The organism is Mucilaginibacter celer (assembly GCF_003576455.2).
GTDB lineage: Bacteria > Bacteroidota > Bacteroidia > Sphingobacteriales > Sphingobacteriaceae > Mucilaginibacter > Mucilaginibacter celer.
On record NZ_CP032869.1, the window covers coordinates 5,607,390 to 5,627,198 of the forward strand.

Consider the following 19,809-nt stretch of genomic DNA (forward strand, 5'->3'; position numbering starts at 1 on the left):
CGGTTAATAGGGGCGGGCAACATCATTTATTTCATGAATCACCTCATCAAGCCGGGTAATTGCATCTTTTAAAAAATGCAGAATCTGCCGGTTATGTTCGCTGGTAATTTCCTGTTCTTCGATGATGTTTACGAGGCCTATAATGCTGGCTACCGGGCTTCGTAATAAATGCGAGTTTTTAAAGGATACCAGGTTAAGTTGCTCAACTTTGCTTTTAAGTTCATATTGCAGGTTAATGAGGCGGGTAACATCTTCAACCTGCCTGATAATGGTACCGGCGCGGCCATCGGCAGCCCGTTCAAATATCATTTGCCGCGAGTACAGCCAGATGTAACTGCCATCACCTTTACGGAAACGGGCGGTCATTTCTACCACCTCACCCTGCCGTGCATTCATAACCCTGGCAATAGTTTGCTGCACTGTTTCAAGATCGTCCGGATGAATGATCTCTTTATAAAAACCATTGCTTAACCTACGGTATTCTTCGTCCGAATAACCCAGCAGCTGGCAGGCCATCCCGCTCGAAAACGCCAGTTTATTTTGTGCCAGATCGAAGGTTTGAAATTCGACGTGCGTTACGTCGAAAATGGAGTGTAAAAGTTTATTGCCGGTTTCCATCCTATAAATATATACACGAACAATACAGTTAAATGCCTGAATAATAACATTTTTCAAAAGATGAATTTACACTGATGTATCCGTTTTTTGGAGAGAAAAATATTTTTCCTTTCTTTTGTAAAAAAATATCCGCGCAAAGGCTTTATGTGATCAGCAATTTCTTCCAGGAAAAATAAAACGGGGCAGCACAGCTGCACTCCTGCAATTATTCACCCTTTAAAGAAATTTGATCATGCTTACAGCACAAGGCCTTGCCTATGTACACCCCAACCGCGATCTCCTTTTTTCTGATCTCGATCTTACCATCAACAAAAATGATAAAGCCGCCCTTGTTGGCAACAATGGTGCGGGTAAATCTATATTGTTAAATATCCTGGCCGGAAATTTAAAACCTGCCGCCGGATTGGTAAAAACCAGTTCAAAACCCTACTATGTACCGCAGTTAACCGATAGGTTTAACGAACATACCATAGCCGAAGCGCTTGGCATCAACCATAAATTAAAAGCGCTGCACGAGATTTTGAACGGCAATGTAACCGACGAATATCTTACAAATCTTAACGATGATTGGGTTATAGAAGAACGCTACCGGGAAGCATTAACACACTGGGGGCTGGACAATATCGCAGCCAGCCAGAAGATGGGCACACTTAGCGGCGGACAAAAAACCAAAGTACTGCTGGCGGGCATCACAATTCATCAGCCCGAAATAGTTTTGCTTGATGAACCAAGTAATCATTTGGATAGCCGCAGCCGGGAGTTGCTGTACAATTATATCATCAATACAAAAAACACCCTGGTTGTTGTAAGTCATGACAGGGCTTTGCTTAACCTGCTCAACCCTGTTTATGAGCTGAGCAAAAGAGGCATCATCGTGTACGGAGGCAATTATGATTTTTACGCCGAACAGAAAACGATAGCTACCGGGGCCCTGAGCCAGGATGTTAAAAGCAAAGAAAAAGCCCTCAGGAAAGCGAAGGAGGTAGAGCGCGAAGCAATGGAGCGGCAGCAAAAACTGGACGCCCGCGGTAAAAAGAAACAGGAAAAAGCCGGTGTGGCCCGCATTATGATGAACACCATGCGTAACAATGCCGAAAAAAGCACCTCGCGCGTACAGGATGTTCATGCCGAAAAGGTGGGCGCCATTTCGCAGCAATTAAGTCAGCTGCGTTCATCCCTGCCCGACGCCGATAAAATGAAGATGGATTTTGATAATTCGGGTTTGCATAATGGTAAGGTGCTAATTACGGTACAGGATGCCAATTTTAAATACCAGGATAACCTGCTTTGGCAGCAAAACCTTAATTTTCAAATTACAAGCGGCAAGCGCATGGCTATCAGGGGGCAAAACGGATCGGGTAAAACAACCTTGATAAAAATGCTTCTTGGTAAGCTGCAACCTGTTATTGGGTTGGTTGATAGTGCCAACGTTAAATCTGTTTATATCGATCAGGACTATTCATTGATTAATCCAGCGTTTAAAGTGTACGACCAGGCGCAGTATTTTAACTCAGGTACATTGCAGGAACATGAAATCAAAATTCGTTTAAACCGGTTTTTATTTACCCGGGAAGATTGGGATAAACCCTGCGGCGCACTCAGTGGCGGCGAAAAAATGCGGCTGGCACTTTGCTGCCTTGCTATTGGTAACCAGGCACCCGATGTTATTATTTTAGATGAGCCCACCAATAACCTCGATCTGCAGAACATAGCCATTTTAACATCGGCCATTAATGATTACCGCGGAACGTTGATTGTAATATCGCACGATGAATATTTTTTAAAGCAGGTTGGTATTGAGGATGCGGTTGTGTTGGAGTAGGAAATGAAATGTATTCTGAGAAGCTATTTAATACGGAAAAAAGCAGTCGTTGATACGAACGACACATTTATGTCATGCAGGGTAGGCAGAAGCGAATACCTATGGATGATACGTGATATTAGCATTTTGTCATCCTGGGGAAGTAAAAGCCGCGGCATCTGAAGGAGATATGACATTTTTCCCCTTTGTCATGCTGAGAAACGAAGCATCTTCTTCGCTCTGTATAGCGGCCATGCTTATTGAAGAAGATTCTTCGCTATCGCTGCCATTGACACATTATGCAGCTATTTGGTTTTCAGAAAGTTGCATATTGTATTTTTTAGCCATTTTTTTCAACAATGCCATTTCTCTTCTCTGCAATTGATCTTCGTAGCGTTTAGTTCCTTCCTCAACATATGCGGTTCCTTTGGTTAATGTATTATAGTAAGCAATGGCCAACTTTCTGGCACCGGCTTTTATAGCAATCCCCGAATCTTTACGGCCACGGAGCTTTCTCATGAAACTACCGATAGCATTATTCTTACTATTCAATAATGACTGGGCACATTGTTTAAAGATCTGCCCGGCAACATTGCAAGGCATACCCCTGACATTCTTTTTCATTTTTCCGCTCCGATGACTTTTAGGGGATAAGGTTAACCAGTTTACAAAGCTTTTAACTGTAGGAAAACGGCTCATATCCACACCAGTTTCCCCAATCAGCCGCAATGCCGTATAATCATTTATCCCGGGAATGCTGGTAAGGTCAACACCGTATAAGCGCGCCATAGTGGCGTGAAGCCCCGGTATTTTTGGGGCATGATGCCGTACTGCTTTGGCTTTTCCTGTAACTACCTCTTCTTTATCTACACTTAGTTCGTCCAACAGGCGGCTAATCTCCCCGTCTATCTTTTTTATTTGGTTTTGGTGTATATCCCAAAGCTGCATGTTCTGCTCAAGCATGAATAAATAGGTATCATTATACCGGCCTTCCAATGCTTTTAATACTTTTTCACCTTTATATTTTTGAATGCGTTCATCACAAAGGCTAAGTAAATAGTTGCTGTCCCGGTTCCCGGATAATATAGCTTTGATCATATTAATGCCGCTGGTACCATGGATCTGGCTAAGTACCTCCGGAAGTTTGATGTTCATCAACTCCAGGCATTTCTGCATCTTGTTAACATAGGTACTGCCCATACTGATGATATCCAGGCGTTCCCGCACCAAATGACGAAGTTCCATGAACTTGCCCTGGGGGATAAAGCTATGTCTGAGGATGCCGGCAGAAAACAGCTTCTGGATCCACTGGCAATCCCTTACATCAGTTTTTCTGCCTTTCACCTGTTTGGTTTCTTTAGGGTTGACCAGGCAAACCAATATGCCAAGTTCTTCTAACAGAAAGTATAAAGCGATCCAGTAAACACCTGTGGCTTCCATTGCTACCTTTTTTACGCCTCTCTCTTTCAGATACACTGCACAAGCATAATAACTTGATGTGAAGGTTTCAAAGCTGACCACCTCTTTCCCATCAGGGGATACAAAAATCTGCTCAGCACCGATATCAATACCTGCAACATTTTGGTGGACTGTTTCAAAAGTCGTTTCTTTTGCCATAACTTTACTTTAGATTTTAAAATCAAGCAACTTATGGCTCAGGAAAGCGATAAATAAAAGGCACGCTGCCATACGGGAATACTGCAGGTAACAGTATCACCAAAATGCTTACGCTATTTCCTAAAGCAAATCTCAGGGGCGGGTAAATAACACCAAGAGCTAAACTGCTACTCTGCCATAAGTTGCTTTTGCAAAGTTCAGCATTCGCTTGTCATCTGCAATGCTATTATTTGTGCGCAAATAAACCCTACTCAGGATGACAAACTTTTTTTTTAACTTGTCATGGGTAGCTTGTCAGAGCGTGGTGAGATAGGCCTTCGCACTTTGCAAGTTCAAGCGCAGACGCCATGGCCGTTAACTTAAGTGGAAAACCGTTAAAAAGCATGGGGAATGTGCGATTCCTCTCTTTAGAGGGGTGGAGGGGTGTGTTATTCTGCATGCGGTTTATCGCTTGTATAACACACCCCTGCTCCCGCTCATTCCCATCGCGCCCCCTCTCAAGAGGGGATTTTAAAACTTTTACGCTAAAATAATTCCTTAGGTTAACGGCTATGGCGCAGACGCTTAAACTTGCGGAGATGTATATTTCACCTATCAGTGCTCAATATGATATGCCCTTTTAACGCTATCATAAACCGCTATATGCGTGTTTGTATTTCCCTGCTTATCCACAATGGTTTCGCCCCAGCTAAACGGCTCCCATATAAAAGTGCCTTTAACTTTATTACCGGGCAGCGAAAAGGTAATATCATTTACCTCGCGCTTACGCTGCGAATACTCAACAACAATAATATCCTGTTTGTAACGGGTATTTAAATCGGTAAGATTATCTCGCAAGCTATCGGGCGTACCGTGCCATTCGGGATAGTAGGATTGGCCTATGATATCGAAACTTACTCCCCGCTTAAGCATATTATCCAAAAAATACCGCGACTCGGCATTTTGGCCGCCGCAGGCAATGTGCAGCATTACCGGAATCTTAATGCTTACAGCCCTCACCCCGTTGATGCCGGCTTTTAAAAACCCTGCAAGGGTATCCAGGTTTTTAAGCCGGCCGTCGGGCCATAAAATACCGTGGTTAATTTCGTTACCCACCTGCACCATATCGGGCAGGGTGCCTTGTTTTTTAAGGGCGAGCAAAGTAAGCCGGGTAAATGCCCTGATAGAATCATGCAATTGCTGGTTGCTGAGATGCTTCCAGGCGGCGGGCTTGTATTGCTTGCCGGGATCGGCCCAGTTATCGCTGTAATGAAAATCGAGCAGGAAGCCTATGCCGGCCTGTTTAATACGCAGGGCCATTTTTTTAGTATCTTCCAAACCGCAATATCCTTTTGCCGAGTAACCGCTATCGGCTTTAGGGTTATTGAAAATGCGCAGCCTTACGTAGTTAAAGCCATGATCTTTAAGTATGGTAAAAGCATCCTTACTTACGCCTTTATCGTAAAATTTGTGCCCTTCGGCTTCCAGCTGGGGGATAAAGGAAATATCGGCCCCCATAATCTGCTTAAACTTTACCGGCTTTACTTTTTGCGGCGAAAACTTATAGGCCGATAAAACTCCGGTAGCTATAAAACCGGGTACAATTACTAACAATGCTTTCAAACCAATCTTCGCTTTCATATCCATTGAGTTTTAATCGAATTTACAAGTAAAATCCGGTTGGGTACCTTGCTGCAAAATCGCCACATAATTGTTACAAGATGGTAACAAGAAACAAAAGCTTAGGCCGCGATAATTTTTCCCATCCAAACAGGGATCAGTTTTTTACGTTCCTGCATCATGTTCAAAAACTGATCGGAGTTAAAATAATTTTCCTGCAGCAGATGCGGGCGGCTCAGGAAAGGAAACACGATCATGCCAAAAATATTCCAGATTAAATGCACAGGGTGATAACTGATATCGCCATTGGTATGCAGGGCTTTAAGCTGTTTGGCAAAATGCGAATTGATCAGGATTTTCATATTGCCAATCATCGGGAGTTTGGTTTTGCCGCCCATCACTTCATTCACCATAAAAAAAACAAAATCGGGGTTTTGCACCACCTGGTCGATATAATAACCAACGCAAAGCTCAATTTTTTGGTGCAGCGAGGTGTTTTCATTGTTAAGTACCGGCTCTATTTTATCAAACAGCTTTTTAATTGCCTCGTCCATTATAAAAGCAAACAGGTTTTCCTTACTGCGAAAGTAGTAGTTAACCGAGGCTACATTAATCTGGGCTTCGGCGGCAATATCCCTGATGGTAGTAGCCAGGAAACCTTTTTTGGTAAAGATCATCCTGGCTGCTTCCTTTATTTTTTCTTCTGTTGATAGCTCGGCGGTTTGCGGCATGGTTACGTTTATTTTGTAAAGCTAATTATTGCTTAACAAAATAAACGCCATAAATAGTTTGTTGTTTAGTGTGCATCTGCAACAGCCTTTTGCCCTTTTACAAACGGGGCCAAAAATACCACCGGGATGGCGCAAAGCATTACTATACCCACCACCCAGTAGGCATCATTATAACTTAGTAATGCGCTTTGTTTTTGCACTGCGCCTTCTATAGCTCCATAAGCCATCCGGGTAGCATCGGTAATTGATTTGCCTTTGGCTACAAAAGCATGCATGTAATTGTTAAACCGCTCGGTATAAAATGAATTGTAGGGGTTAATGTTAACCAGCAGGTTATTGCGGTGCGTGGCCTGCCTGATGTGGATCAGGGTATTTAAACCCGCTATCCCGAACGAGCCGCCCAGCTGCCTCATCATATTATTTAACCCTGTGCCCTGGCCAATTTCTGCCCCCTTCAATCCGCCGATAGCCAGTGTGGTAAGCGGCACAAACAATAACGATAGGCCCACTCCCCTGATAGCCAGCGGCCAGAAGAAATCGCCGGTGCCAGACGCCAGCGAAGAGCCGGCCAGCATCAACGAAAAAACAAAGAACAACACCATCCCAACCGCAGCCATAAATTGCGCGGGGATCCCTTTATTCAGCATAATACCCACAAACGGCATCATCACAATGGTAAACATCCCGCCCGGAAACAGGATCTCGCCGGTTTGCTGCGCGGTAAAGCCCAGCAAGCCCTGGCAAAACACCGGGAACACAAATGTTGATCCGTACAAACCAACACCCAATATAAACGAGGTAACCATCCCTGCCGAGAAACTGCGGTGCCGCATAATTTTAAAATTAACAATAGGATGGTCGGTACTGGTTTCGCGCCAGATAAAAAGCAGCAGACCTAAAACAGCCATTACGGTTAACACAATAATGTAATTGGTGGCAAACCAATCTTCATCCTCCCCTTTTTCCAGTATGGTTTGCAGGCTGCCTACGGCTATGGCCAGCAGGGCAATGCCCCACCAGTCTATCGGTTTGCCTTTGCCATCGCTTGGGGTGGCTTTCACAAACATATAGGTACACAGGGCAGCGATACAGCCAACGGGGATGTTTACGTAAAAAATCCAGCGCCAGGCGGCATGATCGGTGATGTAGCCACCAATGGTTGGGCCGATAGTCGGGCCAACAATGGCTCCCAGGCCAAACAGGGCGGTAGCTGTACCTACCTGGTTTGGAGGCCAGGTTTCAAGCAGGATAGCCTGCGCTGTCGAGATCAGGCCGCCCCCGGCAAGCCCCTGTAAAATCCTAAACAGTACCAGCTCGGTAAGGCTTTGGGCATTTCCGCATAAAAAAGAAGCGATGGTAAATACAACGATGGACGTGAGAAAGTAATTCTTCCGCCCGAAAAAGCTGCCCAGCCAGCCCGACATGGGCAGTATAATTACGTTGGCAACGCTATAACCGGTAACAATCCAGGCAGCATCGGTAATGGTGGCCCCTAAGTTTCCCTGGATCTGGGGAATGGAAACGTTAACTATGGTGGTATCTATCAGTTCGAGCAATGATGCAGTTATTACGGTAATGGTGATGATCCATTTTCTAAATCCTGTTTCAGCCATTTGATTAATTTTTAAAAGATTTGTTGAGTTTTTTGACAAAACAAAATTAATCAATCGTTTGATTAAAACAATTGTTTAAAACACAAGCTTTGTTTGTTTACATGGCTTTGACTTTTTGATAGATGATCATAATCTAAGTATCTGGCATAAATCCCCCTCAAAAGCGGCATAATCAACACCTCCGGAGGATATTTAAAATGCGGTAGCTTTATACACATAATCCTAAACATGAAAACAGTATTTGATAAAGCAGTACGCGATGACCTGATTAACCGGATTAATTCATTAAATGAAAACAGTAGAGCCCAATGGGGTAAAATGAGTGTTTACCAGATGCTGAAGCATTGCACCCTGGCCGAAGAAATGTACCTGGGTAAAACACATTACAAACGCACTTTGCCCGGCCTGCTGTTTGGCAAAATTGCGCTGAAAAGCCTGTTGAAAGACGAAACGCCGATGAGCCGGAATGCGCCAACAAGCAAACACTTTATTGTAACCGAAACCGGTGGCAGTGTTTCAGCCCAAAAGCACCTTTGGATAGATCTTATGGAGGCCTATGCAGATTTTTCGCACCCCGAAATTGAGCATTGGTTTTTTGGTAAGATGACCAAAGAGCAGGTAGGCCTTTTTGTTTACAAACATACCGATCATCATTTAAGGCAGTTTGGAAGCTAAGCAAAGTAAATTAAACGGGTAAGACCCCAAATTGTGCCTACATTTATGCCCGGCTATGAAAACACTTAACGATTTACTGTTGCTTGGCGATGAGCGCCTGTACCAGGTTTGCGATCCGGTTTTAAAAAACGAGCTGCCGCTTGTAGCAGACCGGGTTACCGATCTGCACAACGTGATGCAGCAAATAAGGGAAAAGTACAACTTCGGCAGGGCTATTGCGGCACCCCAACTGGGCATTATGAAGCGGTTGGTTTATATGAATATTGATAAGCCGGTTGTTTTTATTAACCCCGAAATACGTGATGCAAGTGATGAGCTTTTTGAGCTTTGGGATGATTGCATGAGCTTCCCTAATTTGTTGGTGAAGGTAAAGCGGCATAAACAAATCAGCATTAATTACCTTGATGAAAACTGGCAACCTCACCAATGGGTAATGAAAAATGATCTGGCCGAACTGATGCAGCACGAGCACGATCATTTAAACGGCATATTGTGCACTATGCGGGCAGTGGATAACATGGCATTTAAATGGCGGCCATAAAGGGTAAATAAATGTTAAAAGGCCTGTAACGTATGCCCGCCAAACGTTGTCATACTACAAAGCAAACTAAACCCATTATGAAAAATTACATTTTACTGTTGTTGCTTGCCGGGCAAACCGCCATGGCAACAGCACAAGACAGAGATAGCCGTTCGTTATACCTTACCAAATCGTTAGCTAATGATGCTGTTAACAGTGTGTTGGTCAATACATCGGGCGGTGGTATTGTTGTGAGCGGGAAAGCCGGCGAGGCTCCGCGTGTTGAAGTTTACATTAAAGGCAACAACGGCAGCATATTATCGAAAGAAGAGATTCAAAAACGCCTTGAAAAGGATTATACGCTTGATGTATCGGTTAGCGGGCACCAGGTTAGAGCTATCGCGAAAAGCAAACACCAGAGCTTTTTTAACTGGCGCAGTTCGTTAAATATCGCTTTCAGAATTTACGTGCCCGAGCAATGCTCAACCGATCTGCAAACCAGCGGAGGCGGTATAGGTATCGATAACTTAAAGGGTAACCAAAAATTCAGCACCAGCGGAGGCGGCTTACAGATTGACAGGCTTTACGGCGTAGTTCGCGGTAATACCAGCGGCGGTGGCATCCATGTATCTAACTCGGGTAATGATATTTCGCTCGAAACCAGCGGCGGCGGTATCGAGGCCAAAAACTGCAGCGGAAAGATCAGACTGGAAACCAGCGGTGGGGGCATCACTTTAGAAAACCTGAAAGGTACCATTAATGCCGAAACCAGCGGCGGCGGCGTTGACGGCAATAACATCGATGGTGAACTGATCACCACCACATCGGGCGGCAGCATCAGCCTTAAACGTATGGCCGGCAGCATCAGCGCCTCAACCAGCGGCGGCGGTTTGTATGCCCAGTTGCTTAAAGTTGGCAAATACCTGAAACTGGAATCGAGCGCGGGTAATGTTGATATCGAATTACCTCAAAACCAGGGCTATGACCTTGATCTGCGCGGCGATGGCGTATCACCATCATCATTGGCAAAATTTAACGGTTCGTGGGAAAAAGAACGTGTACGCGGCAGCTACAACGGCGGCGGCATCCCGGTTAAAGCCGAATCATCGGGCGGCAGCGTTAACCTGCGATTGAAGTAATCGTTTTATATAGATTAAGTATAAGCCCTGGTTTCATAAACCGGGGCTTTTTAGTTTTGCAATGAGTGCATTCTTACCCCTTATTAATTCGTTGATTTAAATTAATATTCGCAATTGATCTTAATCAATACAAATAATTGTTTATTAACGCAGGATGTATACCTTTGAATTAATTATTAAAAAAGCACTTAAACCAATTCACAAAAATGAAGAAAACAATCCTTCCTGTTATCCTGTTTTTTGCCTTAACTTTAAATAGTTACGCCCAGGACAAAAAAGTTGCAGTAGTTACATTTTATGCCGTTAAACAAATTGACGTTGGCGGCTTTGGCAACGCAGCTCAATTGGCGGTTAAACTGGCCGATGATCCTAATTTTAATGTTGCGCCGATGCTAACAAACTTTCACGATCAGTTTTTTAATGATTATGCTAAAAGTTTTCCTTTTCAACTGCTTCCGGAAGATCAGATTATCAATAACGATGCTTACAAAGCTTATGTACCTGTTGGCGAAGAAGCAACAAGCGGTGTTTTAAAAGATACCCATAACCTGCCATATAACGGTTATAAAATTGTTTTGCCGTTAATGGGGCACGCTAATGAAAAAAACCTGCTTGGAATTTTCAACCAGGCCGATGGCGTAATGAAAGTTTATATCAATTTTTCGCTTTCGCAGATAGGCTTCGGCGGTATGGGTGTTGTTAAAGTAACCGCTTTTGCCAACATCGCCCTATTCAATAAGGATGGAGAAAAAGTATTTTCGATAAAAGAAGATGCGAGGTCAAAAAGTTCGAGCCCGTTAATTGGCGGCGTACCTGTAATGACTCCTGAAAAAATATTGCCCATGTGCGAAAGCGCCTTAACCGAACTAATGAACGATTTGCAAAAAGATATGCCCAAAATCATCAAAAAGGCAAACGCAAAACTGTAACAGCTAAACCGGATAACCTTTCAAATTTTATGAATAACGATGGAACAAACAGGCGTTGGTTTTATTCATGGCCAGCTTTGTTTGTTTCCATTGTTATTGTACTCTTTTTCATTCTGATATATTCGGTTAAAAACAAAAATAAAACACCCGGCAACCGGGAAATCACCGCTCCCGACCTTTTAAAGTTGATCAATAGTAATCCTGCCGATTACACCACCGAACTCAATAAAATTATTCCCGGCTGGACATTCAACCCGGATAAAAACCGATGGATTAACCCACAACGGCAAAGCGCCCTGGCCATCAGGATGAACGAGCTGCGATTAATGGAACCGGTTAAATACTACAATTCGTTTTCCACGTATCTTGAAAGCCATAATTTTAACCTGATAAGTATCAGCGCCCCCGCCGGCACTTCAAAAGCCACAAAAAAAATCTTTGAAAACAATGACTATATTTTTACTATCGAAGCTGATGGCCAATATGTAATGATATCCCTTGCCGGCAGATAAATGTTCCCGCCAATCTACAATCAGGTGGCAGATTGTTCATAAACTCCAATTGGTTTTTGCCCATAATAATACCCTGAGTTTATATCCTCTTGGCAGTTGCCTTATAACAGCGTTTTTACAAAGCGTTAAAGTTTAAAGCCTGTTAATCTTCCATTAACAGAGCTTTCCTGCTTATCTGCAACAACCATTTGGAAATCAGCCACAAACGCCTCAATTAAATAAATCAATATCAATTTTAATTAATAGATAAGTTAACCTGCTATTTATTTCACGATAATAAAACAACCGTTGCTTTGCCGCAATTATCGCCCGCCTATTCTCAACTTGGGCATCTTTTAAAAAGGGGTTTATCATTAATTAAAAACTATGGAAAAACACTACAGATTTATTTTCGGGCCATTGCACAGATCGGGTAAAACGATTTGTCTTTTTATGCTGATGCTGATGGCCTCATCAATTGCGTTTGCGCAGCAACGCGTAGTTAAAGGTACTGTTACCGACGAGAGTAACCTACCCCTGCCGGGCGTTGTGGTAACCGTGCAAAGTACAGGCAAGGCAACCTCAACCAATGCCAACGGCGGCTACCAGGTTACCGTAAGCGGCGCCGACGATGTAATTAAATTCAGCTTTTTAGGCTCGGTGCCAAAACAGGTTACTGTTGGCGAAAAAAATGTGGTTAACGTAACCATGGTAACTGATACCAAGCAACTGAAAGATGTGGTGGTTATTGGTTACGGCACGGCCAGCCGTAAAGACGTAACCGGCGCCATTACCTCAGTAAAAGCCGATGAGTTTAACAATGGCGTACTTACTACTCCTGCCGAGTTATTGCAGGGTAAAGTTGCCGGCTTAAACATCAGCAAAAGCGGCGACCCTAACAAACCGCCTGCGGCCATATTAAGGGGGCCGTCAACCCTGCGCGACGGTGCTGCCATCCAGCCTTTTTATGTAATTGACGGTGTGCCAGGCGCATCTATCGATTTGTTGGCACCTGCCGATATCGAAAGTATTGATGTGTTGAAAGATGCTTCATCAACAGCCATCTATGGTTCGCGTGCGGCAAACGGTGTTATCATCGTTACTACCAAACGTGCCAAATCAGGCCAAACCAGGTTAACCTACAGCGCTTATGCCGCGGTTGAAAACGTATCAAAAAACATCGATGTATTAACCGGCGATGAGCTACGTAAATACCTTACTGATAACGGTGTGCCTAAACTAAGTGCTGCCGACGACGACGGTTCAAACACCAACTGGCAAAAACTGGCCGAGCGTACAGGTTATTCTCAAAACCACAACCTATCGTATGGTGGTGCAGGTACCAACTCGGAGTATGGTGCAAGCGTAAACTATATGAAAAACAATGGTATTTTGAAAAACACCAGTTTGGAGCGTACCATTTACAAAGGCTATATCAACCAGCGCTTTTTTAATGATCGTTTAAAGCTGGGCATCACGCTTACCAACAGCGCTACCAAAAACAACGATATTTTTCAGAGCCAGGTGTTATCGGGAATCCTGTTCTACCTGCCAACGGTTAGTCCTTTCAACGCCGATGGTACTTATAAAGAAAACTATACCCGTACCGGTAGCGGTCCGCTAAACCCATTATCGTTAATTAACAACAACTTCACCAAAACCGAGAATAACAAAACCCTGATCAATGGTTTTGCATCGGTAGACATTTTGAAAGGGTTAAAATTCACCATTTCGGGATCAACCCAAAAAGAACAAAACAACGTTAATACCTACTCAACCAGCCAGTCGGGTATTTATGTTAATGCAGGTGGTGTGGCTGTGCGCAGCGCTTATACCAATACCAGCAACGTGTTGGAAGCTTATTTTAACTACGACCGTACTTTCGGCCAGCACTCACTGAAGTTATTAGGCGGTTACTCCTACCAGCAGGATCGTAACAACGATGGTTTCGGTGTACAAACGCAAGGTTTCTCGAACGACTTTTTAACTTACAATTTCCTGGCGCTGTCAAACCCTACACAGCTTTCGCAAATTGTTTTTAACCAGTCGTACATCTCAACCTTAAGGCTTATCTCGTTCTATGGCCGTGCCCAATACCAGTTTGCTGATAAATACCTGTTACAGGCTTCGTTAAGGGAAGACGGTTCATCAGCATTCGGTTTAAACAACCGTCATGGTTATTTCCCTGCTGCTTCTGCGGGCTGGAAAATCATCAGCGAAGATTTCATGAAATCTGTTCCGGTTGTAAGCGATTTAAAATTAAGAGCAGGTTACGGCGTATCTGGTAACAGCCTTGGTTTTGATGCCTTTACCGCACAGCTGATTTACGGTGTGCCTCCGGGTGGCGGTAAATTTTTAAGCAATGGCAACATTGTAAACCCAATTGGCCCGGTACGTAACCCTAACCCCGATTTGAAATGGGAAAGTACTGCCACCACCAACATCGGTTTGGATTTCGGTTTGTTCAACAACCGCTTAACCGGTTCGGTTGATTATTATATCAAGAAAACGTCTGATCTGATCACCACCCTGCAGGTATCAACCACTCAATATTTTTACCAGTATTTAACCGCTAACGTGGGTAAAATGAAAAATACCGGTATCGAGGTTGTGATCAATGCCATCCCGGTAAAATCGCAGGCGTTTACATGGCGTACATCATTTAACGTTACGCACAACAAAAACATGGTTGAAAGCTTGTCGCAAGGTAACCTGGCACTTCCTTACATCCAAACAGCTCAACTCGGCGGTAAAGGCCAATCAGGTAATTACAGCCAGATTATCCAACCGGGTTATGCTTTGGGTACTTTTGATTTATGGCACTATATGGGCAAAAACCAAAATGGTGTAAGTACTTTTCAAAAAGCCGATGGTTCTGTAGTAGCCAGCCAGCCGCTAACCAGCGATCAATTCATCAAATACGATGCGCAGCCAAAACTGATCTACGGCTGGAGCAACAGCTTCTTCTACAAAAACTTCGATTTAAACTTTTTGGTGCGCGGCGTGTATGGCAACAAAGTTCTGAACGCAACCCTTGCGTCACTGAACAACCCCGCCGATGCCAAACTGCAAAACATCCCGAGGTTTACCTTAGGCGAATCGTTTAAAGATATCAATGCCTACCTCATTTCGGATCGTTTCCTGGAAAGCGGCTCGTACCTGCGTTTGGATAATGCCACTTTTGGTTATACCATCAAGCCACATATCCAGGCTATTAAAAGCCTTCGTTTTTACGCTTCGGGCAACAACATTTTCATCATCACCAAATACCGTGGTGTTGATCCGGAGGTTAACATCGGCGGTTTGACCCCGGGTATTGACAACCGCGATTTTTATCCTAAAACACGTACCTTCAGCTTAGGTTTAACCGCATCATTCTAAAACAAAACACCAGAAGAAAGACACGAGATGAAAAAGATATTTTTAGCATGTGCCGCAATTGCCACCATGGTGGGCACCTATTCATGTACAAAATTGGACGTACCTGTAGAATCGCAGTACGTACAATCAAACTTCCCATCAACCGATGCGGATTATACCGCTTTGCTGGGTTCAATTTATTCTAACCTGTCGTCAAGCTATGCCGTACCTTACTGGCGTATGCAGGACATGTCGACCGATGAGGCTATTTTGCCGGCCCGCGACGGTAACTTTGACGACGGCGGCCAGTACCGCCAGCTACATTACCACACCTGGACCTTTGATCATCCAAACGTAATTGGCGTATGGCAATGGGGTTTTGGCGGTATCAACAGCTGTAACCGGATCATGAGCGTTATTAACGGTTCATCATCATCGGCTGCCAAAAAAGCCTCGTCAATTGCCGAGGTTAAAGCCATGCGTGCCCTTTACATGTATTTTATGATGGATTTGTACGGTAACGTACCCATCATTACCGAGTTCCCGGTAACTACACAACCGGCTACCCAGCCGCGCGCCAAAGTATATGAGTTTATTGAAAGCGAACTGAAAAGCGTGTTGCCATTATTGCCTTCAAAAAGTAACAGCGCATCAGTAAATGTTGCGCAATACGGCCGCCCAACCAAAGGCATGGTTTTCGCCTTGCTTGCAAAAATGTACCTTAACTCGGGCGTGTATACCGGTACTACCCGTTACCAGGAAACCGTTGCTATGTGCGATAGCGTGCAGGCTAATACCAATTACTTCCTGGATGCTAAATTCCGCGATATCTTTTTGCCAACCAACGGACCGCAGGTTAATGAAACCATTTTTGCCGTTCCTTACGATCAGCAGATTCCGGGCAACCAGTTTACCCGTTTCGGCTTTTTCTACTACCTGGTTAACGCATATGGCTTTAACGTTGGTTTAAGTATTGCTATGAGCACCACGCCCGAGTTTTATAACCGCTTTAATATTCCGGGCGATGACCGTACCAAAACATGGCTGGCCGGTCCGCAGTATTACCCTGATGGCAATGGCGGTTTCACCAATCAGCCGGTTTACTATCCTGCGCCAAATGCCGATAAGCAGATCAACATTATCCCAACTCTAACACTTACCGGTTTAAAACCGATGGATTTGGGTAATGATGTGGTAACATCACAGTCGGAAGGTGTACGTTCAATCAAATACTACCCGGATGTGAACATTATCCAGGCTACGCGTTTAAACAGTAACGATGTGCCGGTATTCCGTTTGGCTGATGTTTATTTAATGAAGGCCGAGGCTATTTTACGCGGTGCTGCGCCAACCACTATCAACGGCGACGCACAAACACCGCTTAGCTTAGTGAACAAGCTGCGCACCCGCGCCCACGCACAGGCCGCTTCATCGATTGATTTGGATGGCTTGTTAGACGAGCGCGCCCGCGAACTGTCATGGGAAGCATGGCGCCGTAACGACCTGATCCGTTATGGATTGTTCGAGAAAGAATATCCGCTTCCGGTTATGGGTGGCAAAACCGATGATCTGAAAATGAACACCGATCCAAGCCGCAGGTTATACCCAATTCCATCAACCGAGTTGAAAACCAACCCTAACCTGAAACAAAACCCGGGTTATTAATCGTAACTTTTTAATAAAAGCGCAAAAGGACTTACCTTTTGCGCTTTGTTTTGTTAAACCAAAAACAACTCTACTAAAAATGAAACTTACCGTTGGCTTACTTGCCGGTGCCATACTTTCGGCATCAGCTTTAATAAACAACCCCGGCGATGAAACCATGAACCATTTCCAGGTAATTGGTTCGCACAATAGCTACAAACAGGCTATCAACCCAAAACTGTTTAAATTTTTGCAGCAGCGCGATTCGGTTGGCATGAGCAAGATAGATTACGAGCACATCAGCCTGAGCGATCAGCTTAATTTAGGTTTAAACGCTTTAGAGATTGACGTTTATGCCGATAGCAAAGGCGGTAAATACGCGCACCCTAAAGGTTTGGATTGGGTGCCCGGCCAATCGGCTTTCGATACGCAGGGTGTAATGAAAGATCCCGGTTTTAAAGTTTTTCACATTGAGGATATTGATTTTCGGAGCAATTGCGCCACCTTTAAATTGTGCCTGCAGGAATTAAAAAAATGGAGTGATGGACATCCGGACCATAACCCCATCTACATCACCATGAATGCCAAAGACGAGCCATCAAAAAAACCGGAGTTCACCGTTCCTGAAAAATTCACCTCCAAAACCTTTGCCGATCTGGATAAAGAGATCCTGGATAACCTGGGCAAAAAATATTTAATTACGCCCGATGATGTACGTGGGAGCTACAAAACCCTCGAGGCCGCGGTACTGCACAACAATTGGCCAACACTTAAGGCAGCCAAAGGCAAGTTCATTTTTATTTTGGATGAAAAAGGTGAGAAAAGGGCCGCTTACATTGCCGGTCACCCATCATTAAAAGGTCGTGTGTTATTTGCCGATGCCGAGCCCGGAACCCCGGAAGCCGCTATCCACATTATGAACGATGCCAGGAAAGATCTTACACGCATTCAAAAACTGGTTAAAAAAGGCTACATCATTCGCACCCGCGCCGACTCTGATACCGAAGAAGCCCGTGCTAATGATAAAAGCTCATTTATCGCAGCCCAAAAATCAGGCGCACAGATCATCAGTACTGATTATTATAAAAAAAGCACCCATTTTAAATCTGATTATGTGATTAGTTTTGATGGGGGGACATATTTTAAGGCTGATCCGTTGTTTGCTTCGGGGAAGTAAAACAAGCCAGTCTACATAAATTCTAAACCAAAACAGGTCTTGCCAAAAGTAAGACCTGTTTTGGTTTAATACGGTTCAAAGTTAAAATCCTAAATAGCCTGGGGAAAATGGATGCATGTCATTTTTATTATTTTTGTTAGCAATGAACCCTATCATAAAAATCTCACTTAAATATTTTGTGATCCAGCTGATCTGGTTATTAATTGCATTTTATGTAACCGATCAGGCCTTTGTACCAGAGGTTATCCCCTATACCCCTATCCGGCCCGGAGGCATTATTTTTGCCTTTATACCCATATCAACCATTATTTTTTATGAAAAAGAGGTTTTACGCACCAATGCCGATTTAACAATTGGTCGTCTTACCTTTTATGCAGCAGGTATGTGGTTTGTTACGCAGTTATGTTACCAGATTTTCAGACAATCAACATTGCCGGATAACAGGTTGCATCATTTTTTTGTGGCAATGATAGCAATGACTATCTTTAATTCCATTATTTCTTTCCTGGTTGCCTTTCAGCTAAAAACAAAGCGAACAAAACGTTTGATGACCTTTATTGCGATCATCTGGATTTTAGCTGTCGTCCTGGTAAAGCTCTTTCCTAACCTGACTAACTGAGGTTACCGCTCGTTTCGTCCACAAGAGTTTTTTTCTCCCGTTCATCAATCTGCTTAACCAGTTTTTTGCCAGCCCGTTCAGTAGCGAATGAAGCCACCACGCAGGTTACAAGGATAAGGATAATAGTGCCATTTAAAATATTATCATCGATAATCTGCGCTTTAAAACCCACCAAAATAATGGCCAGCGTAGCGGCAGCGTGCGCGCTGCTTAGCCCGAAAATAAGCGTACGCTGTGTTGGTGAATATTTAAATATTTTTTGGGTAGATAAAGCGGCCAGCCATTTGCCTAACAAAGCGCCCAATGTAAGGCTCACAGCCACAATGGTAGCCTGCGGCCCGCGGGTAAGCACACGCAAATCAACCAGCATGCCTACGCTGATGAGGAAGAACGGGATGAAGATGGCGTTACCCACAAAATCTATCCGGTGCATTAAAGCCTGCGATTGCTGCACCGCTTTGTTCAGCGCCAGCCCGGCCACAAAGGCACCGATAATAGGCTCAACCCCGCCCAGTTGCGAAAGAAAAGCCGACAGGAACACGATGAACAGCACAAATACATACGGCAATGTTTTGTTATCCTGGTAACGGCTAAAAAACCAGCGTGCCAGGGGCGGAATCAGCACAAACATGATGAAGGCGAATATGGATAGCGAGATCATAAGTTGCAGCCAGAAGTTGAAACCCAGCCCACCATCTTTCGCGCCCATAATTACGGGTAATAAAATAAGCACAGCGGTGTCGGTAAGGATGGTGCCGCCAACGCTAATTGCTACCGCTTCATTTTTGGCTATACCGTATTTACTAACAATGGGATAAGCCACTAAGGTGTGGGTTGCAAACATGCTGGCAGTTAGCGCAGAAGTAATAAGCGGATAACCCAGCAGGTAATAACATATTGGGAAACCGATGAGGATAGGGATGCTAAAAGTAAAAAAGCCGAATATCAGGCTGCGGTGCTTTTTCTGCTTAAACTCGGTTAAATCCAACTCGACACCGGCAATGAACATGATGTACAGTAAGCCAATGGTTGAGAATAACTCAATTGCCGCGTTCTTGGTGAGCAGGTTTAAACCATGAGGACCGATTGCTATTCCGGCCAAAATAAACCCTACTATACCCGGAAACCTAAACTTACCCATAATAATGGGCGCAAGCAAAATAATGAGGAGGATCAGCGAGAAAACGAGTACCGGGTTGCTAAATGGCAAATTGAATTGCTGTGTCAACCGGCCAAAGATATCGGCATTATGCATAGCGCAATTTAGCACATAAAG

At 44.1% G+C, this 19,809-nt stretch carries 16 protein-coding genes; 10 read left to right on the forward strand and 6 right to left on the reverse strand.

All coding sequences use genetic code 11. The features are described 5' to 3' along the window. Window positions 1–3: 3 nt before the first annotated feature. Window positions 4–618 carry a PAS domain-containing protein gene (locus HYN43_RS23100; protein WP_119406280.1) on the reverse strand — a complete coding sequence of 205 codons (615 nt, stop codon included), beginning with the start codon at window positions 616–618 and terminating at the stop codon, window positions 4–6. Between the two features lie 232 nt (window positions 619–850). Here HYN43_RS23100 and abc-f point away from each other — a divergent pair, with 232 nt between their 5' ends. Continuing rightward, on the forward strand, window positions 851–2,440 hold the full coding sequence (abc-f, locus tag HYN43_RS23105) for a ribosomal protection-like ABC-F family protein (protein ID WP_119406281.1): 1,590 nt from the start codon (window positions 851–853) through the stop codon (window positions 2,438–2,440). A 276-nt stretch (window positions 2,441–2,716) separates the two neighbouring features. Here the strand turns inward: abc-f and HYN43_RS23110 are convergent, their stop codons facing one another. The 4 genes from HYN43_RS23110 to HYN43_RS23125 form a co-directional block, all read right to left on the reverse strand. Beyond that, window positions 2,717–4,036 carry an IS110 family RNA-guided transposase gene (locus HYN43_RS23110; RefSeq protein WP_119406282.1) on the reverse strand — a complete coding sequence of 440 codons (1,320 nt, stop codon included), beginning with the start codon at window positions 4,034–4,036 and terminating at the stop codon, window positions 2,717–2,719. Window positions 4,037–4,630: 594 nt separating this feature from the next. Beyond that, complete coding sequence (locus HYN43_RS23115; RefSeq protein WP_162996595.1) at window positions 4,631–5,656, reverse strand: glycoside hydrolase family 53 protein; 1,026 nt, start codon at window positions 5,654–5,656, stop codon at window positions 4,631–4,633. A 101-nt stretch (window positions 5,657–5,757) separates the two neighbouring features. Continuing rightward, window positions 5,758–6,366 (reverse strand): TetR/AcrR family transcriptional regulator, encoded by a 609-nt coding sequence (locus HYN43_RS23120; protein ID WP_119406284.1) that lies wholly within the window; start codon window positions 6,364–6,366, stop codon window positions 5,758–5,760. Between the two features lie 65 nt (window positions 6,367–6,431). Continuing rightward, on the reverse strand, window positions 6,432–7,979 hold the full coding sequence (locus HYN43_RS23125; protein ID WP_119409088.1) for a DHA2 family efflux MFS transporter permease subunit: 1,548 nt from the start codon (window positions 7,977–7,979) through the stop codon (window positions 6,432–6,434). Between the two features lie 228 nt (window positions 7,980–8,207). On the opposite strand from HYN43_RS23125, the gene HYN43_RS23130 reads away from it, so the two are divergent. The 9 genes from HYN43_RS23130 to HYN43_RS23170 all read left to right on the forward strand — a co-directional run bounded on the left by HYN43_RS23130 (window position 8,208) and on the right by HYN43_RS23170 (window position 18,533). After that, window positions 8,208–8,654, forward strand: coding sequence for a DUF1569 domain-containing protein (locus HYN43_RS23130; RefSeq protein ID WP_119406285.1), 447 nt, complete (start codon window positions 8,208–8,210; stop codon window positions 8,652–8,654). Window positions 8,655–8,709: 55 nt separating this feature from the next. Beyond that, complete coding sequence (locus tag HYN43_RS23135) at window positions 8,710–9,195, forward strand: peptide deformylase (protein WP_119406286.1); 486 nt, start codon at window positions 8,710–8,712, stop codon at window positions 9,193–9,195. A gap of 77 nt (window positions 9,196–9,272) precedes the next feature. Continuing rightward, window positions 9,273–10,313: a DUF4097 family beta strand repeat-containing protein gene (locus HYN43_RS23140; protein WP_119406287.1), complete on the forward strand. Its 1,041-nt coding sequence runs from the start codon at window positions 9,273–9,275 to the stop codon at window positions 10,311–10,313. 206 nt (window positions 10,314–10,519) lie between these two features. Further along, a complete protein-coding gene (locus HYN43_RS23145; RefSeq protein WP_119406288.1) occupies window positions 10,520–11,242 on the forward strand; it encodes a hypothetical protein in 723 nt (240 codons plus the stop codon). A gap of 29 nt (window positions 11,243–11,271) precedes the next feature. After that, window positions 11,272–11,754: a hypothetical protein gene (locus HYN43_RS23150; protein WP_119406289.1), complete on the forward strand. Its 483-nt coding sequence runs from the start codon at window positions 11,272–11,274 to the stop codon at window positions 11,752–11,754. A 366-nt stretch (window positions 11,755–12,120) separates the two neighbouring features. Beyond that, the gene (locus tag HYN43_RS23155; RefSeq protein ID WP_119406290.1) at window positions 12,121–15,114 is read left to right on the forward strand and encodes a SusC/RagA family TonB-linked outer membrane protein; all 2,994 of its coding nucleotides are present in this window, start codon (window positions 12,121–12,123) and stop codon (window positions 15,112–15,114) included. Between the two features lie 27 nt (window positions 15,115–15,141). Then, the gene (locus HYN43_RS23160; RefSeq protein WP_119406291.1) at window positions 15,142–16,758 is read left to right on the forward strand and encodes a RagB/SusD family nutrient uptake outer membrane protein; all 1,617 of its coding nucleotides are present in this window, start codon (window positions 15,142–15,144) and stop codon (window positions 16,756–16,758) included. Between the two features lie 79 nt (window positions 16,759–16,837). Next, the gene (locus HYN43_RS23165) at window positions 16,838–17,914 is read left to right on the forward strand and encodes a phosphatidylinositol-specific phospholipase C1-like protein (protein ID WP_119406292.1); all 1,077 of its coding nucleotides are present in this window, start codon (window positions 16,838–16,840) and stop codon (window positions 17,912–17,914) included. A gap of 142 nt (window positions 17,915–18,056) precedes the next feature. Continuing rightward, window positions 18,057–18,533, forward strand: coding sequence for a hypothetical protein (locus HYN43_RS23170; protein ID WP_119406293.1), 477 nt, complete (start codon window positions 18,057–18,059; stop codon window positions 18,531–18,533). On the opposite strand, the gene HYN43_RS23175 is transcribed toward HYN43_RS23170, so the two are convergent. After that, complete coding sequence (locus tag HYN43_RS23175) at window positions 18,526–19,788, reverse strand: cation:proton antiporter (protein WP_119406294.1); 1,263 nt, start codon at window positions 19,786–19,788, stop codon at window positions 18,526–18,528. The two genes, HYN43_RS23170 and HYN43_RS23175, sit on opposite strands and share 8 nt — an antisense overlap. Window positions 19,789–19,809: the final 21 nt, after the last annotated feature.